Here is a 16072-nt window from a genome sequence, read left to right as displayed (position 1 = left end):
AATTTGAATTATTGAGACTCTATCTAGACGGGAGATTGGCAAAATGAAGTTCGGATACGCTAGGGTTTCTACCATCGAGCAGAATCTTGATAGGCAGATTGAAGCATTACATAAGGCAGGCGTTGAGGACAATAACATCTTTTGCGACAAAATCTCAGGAGCAAAAGCAGAGCGTCCAGCTCTAGACGATATGCTTTCTCGTCTACGCAAAGACGATACTGTAGTAATCCTGTCTTTCGATAGGTTGGCACGTTCTACTAAGCAGCTTCTCGATTTGTCTAACAGATTTGAGGCTGAGGGCGTAAACCTCTACTCAATCAAGGAACAGATTGATACCTCTACGCCGCAAGGTCGTTTCTTCTTTACCGTTAGTGCCGCTGTAGCGCAATTCCAGCGTGAAATAATCAGGGAAACCCAGCGCGAGGGTTATGAGGCTGCTAAGGCAGCAGGTAAGAAGATGGGTAGGCCCAAAGCAAGCAATGCCGCAAAGGAGCGTGCCGTAGAGCTTTATCGCAAAGGCGAAATGTCCATTGCAGAAATCTGTGCGGCTGTCGGTTTGAGTAGGGCCACTGTCTATAGGGCTATTGAGGCATCTAGGGAAAACTAGACCTCTATGGCTATTGAATATATTTGAATAGATTCCTAGCGTAATCATCTGTCCACAGTTGTTCGCGAAACCTGTCTCTTACCTCAATTCGCTCTTTATCTTGAGTATTCAACAGTTGATAGGCGTAAGTAAGACACTCCGTTGCCCACTCCCTATCGCCTAGACAATTGGATTCATCGAAGAAATTTGGCATATACTCTGGAATCTCTAAGAGCAGGAACGTAAAGGCTGGAACGATAACTAAATGGAAGAACTCTACGTAGGATTCTCCTTCAATTCTGTCTAGAATCCGATTCCAAAAAAAGAATTGCGGCCCTACGTAGTTTTCTACATCGTTTAGAAGTAGACCTTTATCAATTTCAATAAGCGTCTCCGCTTCTACGACACACAGCAAATCACCTGTGCTTGGCTCCTGTCCTCCATCCCTGTTCATTTGCTTTTGAAGCCTGTTTAACTCTATGTAAGCACCCTCTTCAGCCGAAAACAGCATCTCAGGGTTAAACTTTTCTTCTAATGAAATCTTATTTTTCATGTACTCCTTGTATTGAATTACCTTAGATTGGTAATCCCAAAGCTCACTCAGCTGCATTAGAAATCACTATCCTGTTTTTCCGCAAACAGATTACCCAAGTTCTGAATATTAATCTGCTTGGCCTGTTCATCATCGCTTGCGTAGATGTTCAGCGTCATTGCCGCATCTTTATGACCAAGGATAGATGCTAACGATTTAATATCCATCTTGCTTTTAACGCCAAGGGTAGCGAAAGTGTGCCGAAGGCCATGAAACGTAATTGGCTTTCCCAAGACGCTATCTAGCTTATTGCGGCTTGACCATTTTTGAAAAGCACTGCCCAAATACCTAGGATTTCTCCAATGGCAAACATAGTCCTTTTCGTTTGGTCTACTTTGTTTTTGCTCAGCTATCAGAGCATCTCTAAGCTGCGGCATCATTGGTACTGTTCTTTTTGAATAGGTCTTTGTATCGCCTTCAACTACTACATTTTTGCCTTCTTTATCTTTAATCTGCTTCTCTGCTTTAGTGATATAGATATTGTTTGTCGCTAGATTAATATCATTCCACCTTAAAGCACATACCTCACCAGCACGCAAACCACCGTATAGCGCAAGGCAGATAGGAATATAGAGGTTATTATTCCTAGCGCCTATTATCTCGCCACCGTCAATTAGCGAATAGAGCTTGTTAAGACCTTCGCTATCGAGATAAGCGATTTTATGCTTACTAGTATTTCTTGGCATAATCAAACCAGCTCTAGCATCTTTAACTATCTTGCCTTGATGAAATGCGGATTTATACGCTTTGTTGAAAATAGCGTAGAAGCCCTGAACTGAACTCATGGCATATCGTTTTGCTAAAGCATTAATCCAATTTTGTAAGGTTTCAGACTTAATCTCATAGAAGCTCTCTTCTCCTATGTAGGGGAATATCGCATATTCGCCTTGTCTGATATTTCTTTGGTAAGTGACTGTGTCAATTTGCCCAAGAGCATATTGGCCTTCAACGTAATCACGAATGGCCTTCTCAACCGTGGTGTATTGAATGTCTCGCTTACTTAGCTCTTCCTCATAATCGCGCCATTCGTTCACTAGTTTCTTAGCGTCTCGATTGTATTTGGTATTGAACGTCTTGTATTTCTTTTTGGCCTTACCCTCTTCATCTTTGTAAAGAAGGTAGCCACGCCATCCTTTTGAAGTCTTTTTATCAATACCGCAAGACGTGTAGAACATTTCTGAGGCCTCTTCTCCCTCTGATTTCTTTCTCTTCCATTTTAACAAGAGTAGAAAATTTAGTAGAAAAAATTACCTGCGGAAATGTCTGAAGGCAAAATTTTTAAGCTATCTACCTGCGGTTTTGTATAGGCCTCATCTGGTAGATAAACTCCGCCATATGTCTGTTCTATCCTTTCTACCTGCTGTTTCCCTATTCTTGATTCGCTTTAGTGGAAACGAAATGAGGAAACCAGCTCTGAAACGTAACGAAAAAGGGGCATGGTTGCCCACACCCCCTAATACTACCTGGGAAAAGTCCCCCGGAACATACTATGAACTGCGTACGCTAGTTTTCCGCAACCTTAACGAGCGGCTCGCTGCGATTTGCGCCACAACAGATACGAGTAGACGTAAACGGCTCCAACCGAACCAAACGCCAGAGCCGCAATCACCGCGGCGACGACTTCACTCGAAAGCACGCTGCCTGCCACGCCCATCACAATCAGGCCAATACCCAGCACCATAAAGCAGGCGCCGCCAAAACGCTGCGTACGGCGCCAGTTCTCGGGATCGGCAAGCGCCCAGGGTGTCTTGATACCGAGCGTATAGTTCTGCTTCACACGCGGCAAGTAGTTGCCTACGCCGATGAACAGCAAACCGACAACACCGGAAATCAGCACGTTAACCGAACCGACCGCCGGCACTACGCCCCAGACCGTAAGCTCTCCCAGCCAGCTTATGGCGCACATGAACAAGGTGAAGGCGATTACGAAGCCCTGGTAGAACTTGCCCGAGGTTCGATATGCCTCACCTTTGGGGTCGATGCGCGGCACCATGCAGAACATTGCGAGAAGCGCCAGAGGCAGCACGCCGAGCGCGGAGGCCATCCAACTAGGACCCCAACCGTCGACGGCGCAGTTCGCGCCCCAGTGCGTGGGAATCTGTGCAGGCAGGCTCGGCATCACCATGAGGTGCGCTACAACATTAATAGCGCAGACCACAACAAGCATGGCCCACACGCGCGACGATACCCCCGTGGCGTGAATGCCCTTGTTTTCGTTATTCATCCTTATCACCTTCCGTGTTTGTAAAGCCCATAAACCAACCGATCAAGTCCTGCATGACGGTGGTGTTTAAGCTGTAAACGATGTTTTGGCCATGACGTTCGTCGGTCACCAACCCGGCGTTTTTGAGCGTCGCCAAGTGATGGCTCAACGACGGCTTGCTGATGTCAAAATGCTCGGCAAGCTCCCCGGCCGTGCAATTGCCCTCGCGCAGCAGTTCCAAAATGCGCCGTCGCGTTGGATCGGCAAGCGCCTTAAAACCCTCTCCCGGCATAAGACCTCCTCTCATCATCTCTCATGACGTGCACACTATACTCAATATTCAGATGTTTGTCTAACTATCTAATCGCAATGCTTCAAACCACATCAAAGCAAACGCCATCGCAACCTATGGGCGATTACCTATAATGGCGATAGCTAAAACACGACCTGCTTCCCCATCGGAGGATATTTATGACCGAAACCACAGCCGCAACTCCCATCGAGACACGCGACACCAAGCTCGAGATTATCATGGGCCGCGAGGCACTCGATAAGCTCGCCGATGCTACGGTGCTAGTGCTCGGCTGCGGAGGCGTGGGCTCCAACTGCTGCGAGGCACTCGCCCGCGGCGGCATCGGTCATTTCGTCATTCTGGATAAGGACATCATCGCGCCCAGCAATATCAATCGCCAGGCCATCGCCTTTCACAGCACCGTCGGCAAGCGCAAAGTCGACGTCATGGAGGCTATGATTCACGACATCAACCCTACCGCTACCGTCATCAAGCGCACCGAATACCTGCTGAGCGACAACATCGATGATTTCTTCGCGAGCGTTTTGGAGCAGACGGAAGGCAAGATCGACTACGTCGTCGACGCCATCGACACCATCTCGGCCAAGCTCACCATTGCCAAATATGCTCAGGACCACGACATTCGTTTGGTTAGCTCCATGGGCGGGGCCAACAAGCTCCATCCCGAGTGCCTCCGCTTTGCCGACATTTTCGATACGGTACGCGACCCCATGAGCCGCATCATGCGCAAAGAGTGTAAGAAGCGCGGCATCAAGAGCCTGCACGTGCTGTTTAGCTGCGAGGAGTCGGTTAAGACCCAGCCCCGCGACCCTTCCAACATCCACGAGCGCACCGAGCTCGGAACAGCCAGCTTTATGCCCCCTATCATGGGCCAAATGATTGCCGGCGAGGTCATTCGCCAGATCAGCGGGCGCGGCACCGAGCGCGTGCGCGCTGATGGCCAGCGCCTGGACTAGCGGAGTGCGCCGAGATGGAGCCCCGGTTATTTGATGCACACTGCCATCTTGATTTGATGACTTACCCGGACGCCGTTGCCGATGAGGCGACGGCGCTGGGCTTGGGTCTATTTGACTGCGGCGTCAATCCGCGCGACTTTTCGGCCGCAAACGAGCGCGCCTGTCGCCAACCAGGCATCATCGCCGGCGTTGGGCTTCACCCCTGGTGGCTCGCCGATGGCCACTGCGGTTTTGTCGAAGTCAATCTGCTTTGCGAAGTTGCTGCCCAAGAACGCTACATCGGCGAAGTCGGACTCGACTTTTCCGCGCGCTTTGCTGGAAGTGAGCCGCTACAAATACAGGCACTTAACCGGCTCTGCGATGCGCTCGTGCAGCATCCTCTTACCGGGCGCGTGATATCAATTCACGCCGTTCGTTCGGCAGGAGCCGTACTGGACGTCCTCGAATCGCATGGACTACTCATCCCAAACCCCGACTCCCCCGTTATCATCTTCCACTGGTTTAGCGGTACTTCGGACGAACTCGTCCGCGCGCGTAATGCGGGCTGTTATTTTTCCGTCAACGAACGCATGCTCGCGACCAAGCGCGGTCGCGAATACGCACGACAGATTCCACTCGACCGCCTACTGCTCGAGACCGATGCGCCGGCCGAACCAAACACAGAAACAAGCGCGCAGTCGCTCATCAAATCGCTCACAAGGACCTCGATGCGCATTGCCTCACTCAAAAACTGTGACGCAAAGCGCATCGAGTCGGCAGTTTTAACAAATGCGCACTCTGTTTTTGACCTTCGCTAACCCCTGTGGGCAAAAAATGCCAAGGGACATGCGAATCGCACAACGCAGTCCCTATTGGTAGGCAGTATAATTCGGCAGCTTTACACCAATTCGTGCATGAGATCACGGTTGCGTGCATACAATTCGTCAAAGATATGACGACGCGACGCATATAACTCGTGGGCAGCCATATCGGGCTCGATTGTTTGCGCAACGCCAAGGACTTGGGCGAGTTCATCCCATGATGCGTAGGCGCCACCTGCGAGAGCTGCCATGATGGCATCACCGAAGCATGCACCCACCGTAACCTTGGCAACCGAGACCTCGCGCCCGCATACGTCGGCGATAGTCTGCATCCAAACTGGATTCTTGGTTCCGCCTCCGACAAGCATAATGCGCCCAATTGGCAGTCCATGCTCTCGCTCGATAATGTCGACATGGGATGCAACGGTATACGCGACGCCTTCCAAGGCGGCGCGAACCATATGGGCTCGCGTATGCCTTCCGGTCAGGCCAAAGAAGACGCCACGCGCCTCGGGATCGTTGAGCGGAGTACGCTCCCCCGCAAAGTACGGCAGGCACAGGAGCCCATCGGCACCCGACGCCACATCGGCGGCATCATGCGCCATAACCGAATATGCATCGGGGCCACCGTGGCCCTCGGCCTCTACGGCGTCGCGATACAGCTCTTGGCGCAGCCACGATGTGAGTGCACCCGCCGTATTGGTCCCCGCGCAAATCCCGTAAGTTCCGGGAATGATAAACGTCCCCGGCCACAGGCGGGCATCATCGACCATATGATCAGCTAGGTAGATGAAATACGCCGTGCTCCCCAACTGAACCATCATATCGCCGGGACGGAATACACCCGTCGAAATGACCTCGGCACCAGAGTCACCCGTTCCCACTAAGACAGGTGTCCCCGCCGCGAGCCCCGTCGCCTCAGCCGCACGCTGCGTAATCACCCCGGCAATATCGGTAGCCGACATTACCTCCGCCATCTGGTCAGGCCGGCAGAAACGAGCACATTCCCGAGCATCAACCTTCCAAGTGTAGCGGTCATATAGGGGAAGAAAATCCTCCGCCAAATAACGGTCCACCGTAAAACGCCCCGTCAACTTTGCGCACAGAAACGATGACGCCGTCAGGAACTTCGCGGCACGTTCGTGCACCTCGGGCATATTCTCCTTAAACCACAAGATCTTGGGAGCAATATCTGACGAACAGGGATCGTGCCCGAAAAGCTCGCGTGCGCGATCTGACCCATATTCGAAAAGAAGCTCGTCAATCTGCGGCTTCGACCGCGCATCGACTCCATACAAAATCGCGGGCGCCAGCGCGTTGCACTCGGTATCGACCGGCACACAGTCGCAACCCAATGCGGAAAGCCCCACGCATCCGATCTGCGCCGCGTTAACCCCCGATTGCGCCACCAGCTCGCGCGACAAGCGGCAAAAATCGCCCCACCAAACTGCCTCCGCATCATGCTGGTACCATCCATCACACGGGTTGTCCGTCTCGTGTCCACAAGAGGCTTGGCAAACGATATCGCATCGATCATCGATTAAAACGCCTTTAGAGGCGCTTGTCCCGATATCAATACCCAGATAGAACGCCATAGGTGCTTACTCCCCTCGCGCCGCACGAGCGGCAGCCATAAAACGAACTACCCGCTCAACATCAACCGGGGCATCCAGCTTTCCGTCGCGCTTTAAGCACGTGCCGACAAACGCGCCATCGTAGTGAGCAAATACGTCAGCCACGATATTTTCGCGACAACCGGTGCCGCATACCATAGGCACTTCGCCAACACGCTCGCGAACCTCATCGGCAAGCTCGCCCGAAGCGCCACGACCGGCAGCCGAACCGCCGATGACCATCGCATCCGGTAGGCAATTAAAGAGAAGCGAATCGGCAATGTCCGCAGTCGTGCGGTCGTTGAGATAAACCTCCCCCTCGCTCGTGATGAAGTGAAAAAGCTTGAGGTCGTCCAAGCGCAGCGCCGCCTTGCGACGCATGGTGTGCGCGAAATCTCGGTTAATCAGCCCGAGATCACCGGCCCAGGCACCGCAAAAATTGCAGCGCGTGAACTGTGCATCGACGGCAGCGCACAGCTCGATTGTGGCATCACCATCGTAAATAGCCTCAGCTCCCCAAGGAGTCGACAGATCATGGGATAGAGTCCCGATTACATAGCCCATCGATGCAAGGGTTGAGGGAGAAACGTGCTGCTCGTAGGGCATCGAGAGCTCATTGGTAATCAAAATGCCATCGACACCGCCCTGCTGCAACGCCTCGAGATCGCGCTTGGCGGCTTCCACGACCTGCGACACGCTTCCGCCCGGGTAATACAGTGGATCGCCCGGCAGAGGACGCAAGTGCAGCATTCCGATGACCGGCTTTTCGGTCTTGAACATCGAGGTTAGAAACGACATAACGTGCTCCTTCATAGGGTTATCGCGGGGACGTTACTCCCCCAGCACTTCGACGTACACTTTTCGCTTCTGCGGACCGTCAAACTCCGCAAGATAGATGTTCTGGGCACCTCCACACACGATGTGGCCATCTTGGACGGGAAAGAAGCAACTGTTTCCACAAATCATGCTCTTGATATGCCCACAGGAGTTGTTGCCGGTGGCTCCATAGCTCGGCAGGAAGTGTGCATGCGCATAGGGGGCATCGAGCGGGGCGATGCGATCAAGCGTCTCCATAAGATCCGTCTCCACGCAGGGCAGTCCCTCGTTTACCACGATTCCACAGGTCGTATGCGACAAAATAATCGCTGCCAAGCCATTGGTCACCGAGCTGCGTTCGATGGCAGCGTGCACGTCTTCGGTAATATCGATGAACTGGTCCGGAGCAGTCGATAGATAGCTCAATGTCTCGAGCGTCACCATGTTTACTCATCCCCTTCAAGAAAACGCAGGGCATTACCCCAGTAGAGCCTTTCTCGCGCATCATCGCGCATGGGCACGGTATCGAGCGCCCGCTTGAGTTTGAATGCACGGAAGCGCGGCGTATTGCTGGCGAACATCACTTGGTGCGATAGCGCGCGCTCATACCACAGCGGCCCCATATCGACCGTGAAAAGACGCTGCATCATCTCCTCGGGCGAATCGATGTAAGTGATAGAGGTGTCCGTGTAGCAGTTGGGATACTTGAGCAGCATCGCCACGGTCTCGCGTACCCAGGGCCAGCCAAAGTGAGTCAAACTAAAGCGCACATTTGGATGCGTTGCGATTGTGTGCTCAAATGCAAGCGGGTTACTGCGCGAGAGCTCTGCGCCAGGCTCCCAAGACATACCGGCATGGAAAACCACCGACTTGTTATAGCGCTCGCACAGCTCGTAAAGCGGCTCGGCCACAGCATCATCGGGGGCAAAACCCTGCTTTGCAGGATGCAGGCAAAGCCCCTTTGCCCCCAACTCGGTAAAGGCGCGCTCCAATTCGTCTGCGGCACCGCTCACCTGCGGGTCTACGCTCGCAAATCCCCACAGACGATCGGGATGCGCGGCAACCAGCATGGCAATCTGGTCGTTGGTGCCAAAGTGCCCTCCGCATGCCGTGGTTACATCGAGCGGCATGAGCAAGCTCTTCTGCACATCGCAGACGTCCATCTCGACTTGAAGCTCGTCCCAATCCATGGGACCCATATGCCCCATACCAAATTCTCGTGACCAAAAACCGAATCCATCAGGCTCATCACCCGGCGTACAGATCTCGCCGTAGAGCATGGGCTGAACCAACATGTCGATAACCATTTCGTACTCCTTTCCAGGCATTTGACCCTAGTACGGCTCAAACGAACCAATCACTCGGGACGACAGCTCAGCGCCCGCCTTCATACACGCCGGAATATCAAGGCCATCGATCACGCCCTTGGTAAACCCGGCAATATACGAGTCGCCGGCACCCACGGTATTAACGACCTTCTCCGCCGGTACGATCCCGCACTCATAGAAGTGCTCACCGTCATAGGCAATGCTTCCCTTCTCGCCAAGCGTAGCAACCGCAACGCGCGGTCCCAATTCCTGCACGTGGCGTACCCAGTCTCGCAGCTCCGGAGTGTCCTCTTCAAACGACATGAATGCATAGTCAACGTAAGGAAAATGATTCTCGCAGGCATATTCGGGATCCTGGCTGAACACCGAGAAGTCCATAACCACCGTCTTGCCCGCATCATGCCATTCGGGCAGGAGGTCCAAACAATTGCCAAACAGGTCGGTATGAATGATGTCATGCTCTAGGATAAACGCCCGGTCATCTTCATTCGGACGATATGTCTCCATTACGCCATCGATTGCCTCGAGATGCACGCGATCGACGCCGTCTTTCAATGCCATGAGCATCACCGAGGTGTCGCCATCCTCCACCCGCAGATGTGAGATATCGAGCCCCTCAGCGGCCAGCGCCTCTCTCATCTTGTCTCCGTACTTGTCCTTGCCGACAACCGACACGGCGGATACCGAAACGCCCATTCGTGCAAGATGGATACCCCAGTCAATGCCATTGCCAGTCGGATAGAACACGCCGATGTTTTGATAGACGTCCGCACAGCAAAAACCAGCCGCGCACGCTTTAATACCCATGGTCTTCTCCAATGTTCAAAAGGGGACCCACCACATGGCGAGCCCCCTTTTCGCATTCCGCTTATTGTTTTGCATCGGCCGTCCAAGGCCTCGTAGCCAGACCGCCGTACGCTTTCTTAAGCTATTCGACGATTGGTGCTCCGTGGCCCCAAGAACCTTCCATGCCGCACACGGTCGAGGCAAACCCGGCAGCAAAGTCGAGCGCGCGCTCGATGGCCTCGGCGCCATCCTCACCACGCTTGACGGAATCGAGATAGCACATCAAAAACGAGGTGAGGAACGAGTCGCCCGCCCCCATGGTGTCCTTCATGTCCGTTACCGGTTTAGCCAGCTGGCGGTAATAACGCTCGCCGTCGTAAGCAATGCAGCCCTCGGCGCCCGCCGTAGCCGACACAAAACGCGGACCCAGACCCTTCACCCATGCCAGACGCTCGCGAATCTCGTCCTCGCTCGCGGCATCCGCCGCACTAAAGAAAGCGAAATCGACGTAGGGCGCAATCTGCTCGTAGTACTCGTCGGTGGAGTCGTCCGAAAAGTCAAAAGAGACCGTGACGCCCGCAGCCTTCAACTTGGGCAGCTCGCGCTCGGTAAAGCAGTAGTTGCCCGAATGAACCACATCGAACTGCTTCATGTACGCAAGGTCAAAGCGATCGAGGACATAGCGCGCATCGCCACGGATACCGCCCTCGTTGGAGCCAAGGAAGACACGGTCACCGTCAACGACGGTCACGCGAGCCGCTCCGTTCTCGCCAATCATCTGCTCGCACTTGTCAAGCTCGATACCCTCATCCTCGAGGCTTGCAATGACATGCTCGGCAGCGGCGTCATTGCCAAAAATGCCCATGTATGCAGAGCGTGCGGCACCGCATTTCTTGGCATAAACGGCGAAGTTCACCGCATTGCCGCCGGGATACATGGTGTGGATATGCTCGTAGCGATCGACGACGTTGTCGCCAAATCCGAGCGCGTTAACGTTAAATGCCATGGCCTTTGCCCCTTCTAGTACTCGACGACGCCCATGTAGCGACGGAAATCGGGATCATGGTCAAACACCTTGCCGCGTGCGGCACGCAGCTCGCAGTTCATGGCGTAGAACAGCACCGGGTCCAGATAGGCACGGACGCTCGCCGGCACGGCTTCCATACCGTACTCCTTGGCATCGAGCACCATCAGCGTATCGGTATGCGTCTTAAGGAACGCCAGGGCGCGCTCGTCCATAGCACGGCACTCGCTGGAGCCCATCTGCAGGAAGTAAAAAACGCCATCCTGAGTAGCCTCGAAGGGGCCATGGAAGTACTCGGCAGAGTGGATGTAGCTGCAGTGCTGCCACTGCATCTCCATAAGAGAGCAGATAGCGAAACCGTAGGTCTGGCTAAAGTTGGGACCGCTGCCCAGAATATAGAAGAACTCGTGCTCCTGGCAAAGCTTGGCAAAGCGATCACCCAGCTCGGCATTTACCTTCTCGCGTGCCGGGGGAAGAATCTTATCCATCTCGGCAATACCGGCATACATATCGGCAAGATCGGCGTAGCCCTCCTGCTGATCGAGCAGCTCGGCCGCAAGCGACAGCGAAATGCCAGCGGGGACCTCGGCCTGCGGCACGCCCTCGCCCCACGGGTAGACCCACGTGGTCCACTTGCCGGAGTCAATCTTGGATCCAGCGTTGTCGGTCTGGGCGATCACCGTAGCGCCGGCAGCAAGGGCAATCTCACAGCCCTCGACGACCTCGGGGGTGTTGCCACTGTGGCTGCAAGCAATGACCAGGGATTTCTCACCCAAGCGGCGCGGGCGCATGATATCAAACTCGCGAGCCGTATAGATATACGAAGTGAAGGTGGTTGCCTCGCGCTGCAGAAGCTCATGAGCCGGGATCAAATCGATCATGGAGCCACCGCAAGCAATCCAGTAGACGCTGTCGAACTTGCCCTTCTCGGCAATTGCCTCTTTGATCAGGTCGTGTGCGTTCATATCCAGTTCCTTTCTTGTTTGGTCCACAATCAATGACGTTGGTTGCGTGGCCGATAGTTGTTTTAGTCAATCAGATATTTCTCGAATGCGGCCATGTTCTTGGCATCTGCCGCCGCCGGGTCATCATAGTAACGACCGTCCGTGATTTCCTGGCCCAGCATGCCGTCGAAACCATGGGCGTTGAGCGTGGCAACGAAGGCGTCCATATCGTGCTTGCCATCGCCCCACACCAGATGGCCATACGGATCACCGTCGATAAAGTGCATCTCGTGAATTGCCCCATCACCAAAGGCGGCAAACCAGTCCTCGAGCGTCTCGCCTGCAACGCCCATCGCGGTTGTATCAACCATGGGCTGTAAGTACGGGCTCGCGACCTCGTCAATCATGCGCTTCGCATCGGAAACCGTCGTCACAAGGTTGCTCTCCTCGGGACGCAGGCTTTCCATCGTAAGCACCAGACCGTGCTCGCCGGCATACTCCGCCAGAATGGACATGTGCTCGCGGCTGCGCTTCCAGGCTTCCTCGCGGTCCTCGTCCCAGTCGCCCCAGCCCGAGTTGACGGACATACGGTCGCACCCAAGTACCTCGGCAAGCTCAATGCCGTGCTTAAAGTACGCCAGGCTGCGCTGTTCATGCAGCGGTTTGCGTGCGCAGTATTGCCAAGGATAGACAACATTCTCGGGACACAGAGTACGATACCTAAGCCCACGGTCTGCAGCTTTTTTCGCCAGGACCTCAGCCTCAAAGTAGCCCGTATGGTCGAGTGTCACATGCGGCTCCGCACACCACAGCTCAATGGACTCAAAGCCCAAACGCTGCTGCACATCAAGGAAGTAATCGAGCGACCACATGATGTAGTGGATATTCATGCCCGCAATCTGTTCGCGGCGCAGCGTCGGCTTGGATTCAGACATCTTATGCCTCCTTATTTCGATCGAACACGATTTGTCCGTCCGACATCGTCATATCAACCGAAAGATCGCGTGCGTCGCGATAATCGAGGTCGAACACATCCCGATCGAGCACGCAGATATCAGCAAGCTTGCCGACCTCGAGCGTACCCAGCTCGTCTTCGCGCATCAGATCGTACGCGCCCCCGGCAGTCCAAGCACGCAAGAGCTCGACAAGCGTCAGCGCGTTGGCCTCATTCACGGGCAGTCCATCGTCGAAGTATCCGCCGCACGCACTGTAGATTGACTCGCCCAGGCTCGGAATCAGCAGCGGCAAATCCGTACCACAGCACACCGTGCATCCGGAATCTTCCATGCCGCGGCGATTCCAGCTGTGCAAAAGTCGCGTCTTGCCAATTTGTCGACGCATCATCGACAGGCAATCCTCGCGCCGGTCCAGCGTCAGAATCTGCGGATAGACCTCGCAAATTCCACCTAACTTGCCAAACTTGACAAGATCGGTCGGATCAGAGTTCTCGAGATCGGTAATCGCATGGCGGCGAAGCAACCGTCCATGCTCGTCTCGAGGCAGCGAGGCATAGAGCGCCACGGTGCGACGAACGGCGCCATCGCCCTGGCAATGCAAGGAATATCGGAAGCCGTCAGCATCAATTGCGCGCAGCTCGTTCTCAATCAGATCCCACTCGGGCTCCTCGACAACCGTCTTGCCGGCAGCGCCCGCATCGGCCGTGTCCTCATAGGGGTCAATCATCTCGGCAAGCCCCGCCCATACGCCGCGATCGGTCATACGGTTGAAGCCAGAAAAACGAACGAACGGTCCCCGGAAGCGCTCTCGTGCCTCGCGGGCATATGCCAGATTTGCACCGGCACCCACCGGCTGCGACATCATAGAGACGCGAACCGTCAGCTCACCAGATTCCTCACGGCGAGCCATTTCGTCGGCAAAACCGTAGTAGTCATCAAACGCCATCTCCTTGATGGCGGTAACGCCGCGCTCGTTAAGCATGCTCATGTAGTCCGAATACCCCGCACGTACCTCGGGCAGCGCGAGGAAATCGCTCATCATGCGCCAGATCTTCTCGGCATAGCACGCCTGGGGTGTAAAGCCGTATCGTGCACTGGCGGCAGCATTGAGAACGCAGGTCTCCGCACCCGGTGTAAAGCAGACGACAGGGATATCGCCAAAACAATCGTCAAACACAGCTGCCGTATTTGCGTTCTCGGCATCCGATGCCAACGTTTCGGGTAGGCTGTGGCCAAAAGCCGCCGCGCAATCCGGATGATCTTCTTTCCATGCACGCAAGAGCGACACGGCCTCTTTGGCATCAGCGATGCCGGACAGATCAGACCCCAACGTCCGCAGCGCCCAGCCTGTATAGAAGGTATGCACATCGATCAGGCCAGGCATGACGGTACGGTCGCCCAGATCAACTACCTCGTCCGCTTGGGTCAAATACGAAGCTACCTCACACTTGGTGCCAACCGCCTCAATTCGATTGCCACGGACCGCTACGAAACCTTCGAACGGCAGGTCCCCCGTACCGGTAAAGACGCTCTTAGACGTCAGGACCGTTAAACGATCAGACATCACAACCACCTACACCGGAAGCATGCCAGAGATTGCCGTTACGATCAGGCCAAAGACGACCATGAAAATGAAGAACTTCCAAATGGTCTTCCACCATTGGCCAAACGAAATCTTAGCCACGGCAAGGCCGGCGACCGTCATGCCCGCCACGGGACTGATGGTGTTGATGGTCTGATTAGCAAACTGGAGCGCGGTAACGGCAGCTTCGGGATTGAGGCCCATAAGCTCGGTCAGCGGACCCATGACGGGCATGGTGAGCGCCGCAAGTCCAGAACTCGAGGGAACCAGCAAAGAGAGCAGGCCAAGGACGATATACATAAACGTGGTGTAGACGGCAGCGGGTGCACCGGCGAGCGCAGTAGCGAGCGCCTGGAGGATGGTGTCGATGATCATGCCGCCCTCGGCGATGACCAGAATACCGCGAGCGATACCGATAACGATAGCAGCGTACGCAAAATCGGCGAGACCCTTAACGAACTCCTCAGCGATCGTCTGCTGGTCAAGACCGCCCAGGATACCGGCAAGCAAGCCCATGCCAAGGAACACGGCGGAAATCTCATTCATGTACCAGCCCTGGGTAACAAGACCCCAGACGATAATGCCCATACCGCAGGCAAAATCGATAAGTACGAGCTTCTGACGGGTAGTGAACTCTTCCTCGATGGAGGCATCGGTCACGGAAAACTCAACACGCTTGAGCTTGTCGTCCTCGTACGTAATGGACGACTCGGGGTTTTTCTTGACGCGCATAGCGTAGCGCATGGCCCATGCGATACCGACGGCAGTAAAGATGACCCAAGAAACGGCGCGCAGCCACAGCTGAGGATTGCCCTCGATGCCAATGATGCCCTGGGCGATCAAAACATTAAACGGGTCGATGGTCGAAGCACAATATCCCAGGTTAGGACCAAGGAAGCAGATGATGAATGCCGTCATCGAGTCATAACCGATACCCATCATGATGGGAATGAAGATGGCATAGAACGGCAGGGCTTCCTCAGACATGCCAAACGTAGTGCCGCAAATGGACAGCAACGTCATCGTAATGGGAATGATGAGGATGTCCTTGTTCTTGAGCTTTTTAATCACACGGCTCATGCCGGCATTCAAAGCGTTGGTCTTGGTGATGATTGCGAACGATCCGCCAATCAATAAGACGAACGCAACGACGTCGGCAGCCTCCTGGATGCCCTTAGTGGGCGCTTGCAGGACCGCGAAGATATCCTGACCCAGATTGATGGTCTCGCCGGTCTCGGAATCGGTGTAGTTCTTATCGACCTGTTCATAGGTTCCAGCAACGGCGACTTCGCGCTCGCCCGCCGCTGTCGAAATCGTCTTGCGCTGATACTGACCCGAGGGAACGATCCAAGTCAGGACCGCAAAGACAACGATCAGCAAGAACATGATCGTATAGACATGCGGTAATTTGAACTTAAAACGTCTGTTTGTCTTCTTCGCCTTCGTATCTGACATAGATACCTCCAAAGAACTCGAGACTGCATCGCATCTCGCTTCAACGCTTGCATAAGGCAAACGTTCTATGACGTTCTATAGATTACCAGCAGCTTTTCCCGTCATCAAGATAATTTCA

The 16072-nt window shown here is 54.4% G+C and carries 17 protein-coding genes; 3 read left to right on the top strand and 14 right to left on the bottom strand.

What is annotated here, in order from left to right; all coding sequences use genetic code 11:
- Positions 1–43: 43 nt before the first annotated feature.
- Positions 44–607 (top strand): recombinase family protein, encoded by a 564-nt coding sequence (locus AB5Z25_RS03935; protein WP_368134846.1) that lies wholly within the window; start codon positions 44–46, stop codon positions 605–607.
- 10 nt (positions 608–617) lie between these two features.
- Here the strand turns inward: AB5Z25_RS03935 and AB5Z25_RS03930 are convergent, their stop codons facing one another.
- The 4 genes from AB5Z25_RS03930 to AB5Z25_RS03915 form a co-directional block, all read right to left on the bottom strand.
- Positions 618–1139, bottom strand: a complete 522-nt coding sequence (locus tag AB5Z25_RS03930) for a hypothetical protein (protein WP_368134845.1) — start codon at positions 1137–1139, stop codon at positions 618–620.
- A 56-nt stretch (positions 1140–1195) separates the two neighbouring features.
- Positions 1196–2353 carry a tyrosine-type recombinase/integrase gene (locus tag AB5Z25_RS03925; RefSeq protein ID WP_368134844.1) on the bottom strand — a complete coding sequence of 386 codons (1158 nt, stop codon included), beginning with the start codon at positions 2351–2353 and terminating at the stop codon, positions 1196–1198.
- A 344-nt stretch (positions 2354–2697) separates the two neighbouring features.
- Positions 2698–3402: an SdpI family protein gene (locus tag AB5Z25_RS03920; protein ID WP_368134843.1), complete on the bottom strand. Its 705-nt coding sequence runs from the start codon at positions 3400–3402 to the stop codon at positions 2698–2700.
- A complete protein-coding gene (locus AB5Z25_RS03915; RefSeq protein ID WP_022094448.1) occupies positions 3395–3673 on the bottom strand; it encodes an autorepressor SdpR family transcription factor in 279 nt (92 codons plus the stop codon). Before AB5Z25_RS03915 ends, AB5Z25_RS03920 begins: the two co-directional genes overlap by 8 nt.
- 179 nt (positions 3674–3852) lie before the next feature.
- On the opposite strand from AB5Z25_RS03915, the gene AB5Z25_RS03910 reads away from it, so the two are divergent.
- Positions 3853–4650: a tRNA threonylcarbamoyladenosine dehydratase gene (locus AB5Z25_RS03910; protein WP_368134842.1), complete on the top strand. Its 798-nt coding sequence runs from the start codon at positions 3853–3855 to the stop codon at positions 4648–4650.
- A 14-nt stretch (positions 4651–4664) separates the two neighbouring features.
- Positions 4665–5447 carry a TatD family hydrolase gene (locus AB5Z25_RS03905; protein WP_368134841.1) on the top strand — a complete coding sequence of 261 codons (783 nt, stop codon included), beginning with the start codon at positions 4665–4667 and terminating at the stop codon, positions 5445–5447.
- Between the two features lie 80 nt (positions 5448–5527).
- On the opposite strand, the gene AB5Z25_RS03900 is transcribed toward AB5Z25_RS03905, so the two are convergent.
- The 10 genes from AB5Z25_RS03900 to AB5Z25_RS03855 all read right to left on the bottom strand — a co-directional run bounded on the left by AB5Z25_RS03900 (position 5528) and on the right by AB5Z25_RS03855 (position 15954).
- The gene (locus tag AB5Z25_RS03900; protein ID WP_368134840.1) at positions 5528–7045 is read right to left on the bottom strand and encodes an FGGY-family carbohydrate kinase; all 1518 of its coding nucleotides are present in this window, start codon (positions 7043–7045) and stop codon (positions 5528–5530) included.
- A gap of 6 nt (positions 7046–7051) precedes the next feature.
- Positions 7052–7861, bottom strand: a complete 810-nt coding sequence (locus AB5Z25_RS03895; protein WP_368134839.1) for a BtpA/SgcQ family protein — start codon at positions 7859–7861, stop codon at positions 7052–7054.
- 33 nt (positions 7862–7894) lie between these two features.
- Positions 7895–8323, bottom strand: coding sequence for a secondary thiamine-phosphate synthase enzyme YjbQ (locus tag AB5Z25_RS03890; RefSeq protein ID WP_117735290.1), 429 nt, complete (start codon positions 8321–8323; stop codon positions 7895–7897).
- A gap of 2 nt (positions 8324–8325) precedes the next feature.
- Positions 8326–9186 carry an amidohydrolase family protein gene (locus AB5Z25_RS03885; protein ID WP_368134838.1) on the bottom strand — a complete coding sequence of 287 codons (861 nt, stop codon included), beginning with the start codon at positions 9184–9186 and terminating at the stop codon, positions 8326–8328.
- 27 nt (positions 9187–9213) lie between these two features.
- A complete protein-coding gene (gene frlD, locus AB5Z25_RS03880; RefSeq protein WP_368134837.1) occupies positions 9214–10014 on the bottom strand; it encodes a fructoselysine 6-kinase in 801 nt (266 codons plus the stop codon).
- A 121-nt stretch (positions 10015–10135) separates the two neighbouring features.
- Positions 10136–10999, bottom strand: a complete 864-nt coding sequence (locus AB5Z25_RS03875) for a PfkB family carbohydrate kinase (protein WP_161194581.1) — start codon at positions 10997–10999, stop codon at positions 10136–10138.
- A 14-nt stretch (positions 11000–11013) separates the two neighbouring features.
- Positions 11014–11982 (bottom strand): SIS domain-containing protein, encoded by a 969-nt coding sequence (locus AB5Z25_RS03870; protein WP_022094440.1) that lies wholly within the window; start codon positions 11980–11982, stop codon positions 11014–11016.
- Between the two features lie 62 nt (positions 11983–12044).
- Positions 12045–12896 carry a sugar phosphate isomerase/epimerase family protein gene (locus AB5Z25_RS03865; RefSeq protein WP_161194583.1) on the bottom strand — a complete coding sequence of 284 codons (852 nt, stop codon included), beginning with the start codon at positions 12894–12896 and terminating at the stop codon, positions 12045–12047.
- A gap of 1 nt (position 12897) precedes the next feature.
- Positions 12898–14481 carry an amidohydrolase gene (locus AB5Z25_RS03860; protein ID WP_271739980.1) on the bottom strand — a complete coding sequence of 528 codons (1584 nt, stop codon included), beginning with the start codon at positions 14479–14481 and terminating at the stop codon, positions 12898–12900.
- Between the two features lie 9 nt (positions 14482–14490).
- Positions 14491–15954, bottom strand: a complete 1464-nt coding sequence (locus AB5Z25_RS03855; RefSeq protein WP_349077086.1) for a YfcC family protein — start codon at positions 15952–15954, stop codon at positions 14491–14493.
- Between the last annotated feature and the right edge of the window lie 118 nt (positions 15955–16072).

The sequence above is a fragment of the Collinsella aerofaciens genome (genome assembly GCF_040910325.1).
Lineage (GTDB): Bacteria > Actinomycetota > Coriobacteriia > Coriobacteriales > Coriobacteriaceae > Collinsella > Collinsella aerofaciens_BL.
This window is presented reverse-complemented; position numbering and strand designations above follow the sequence as displayed.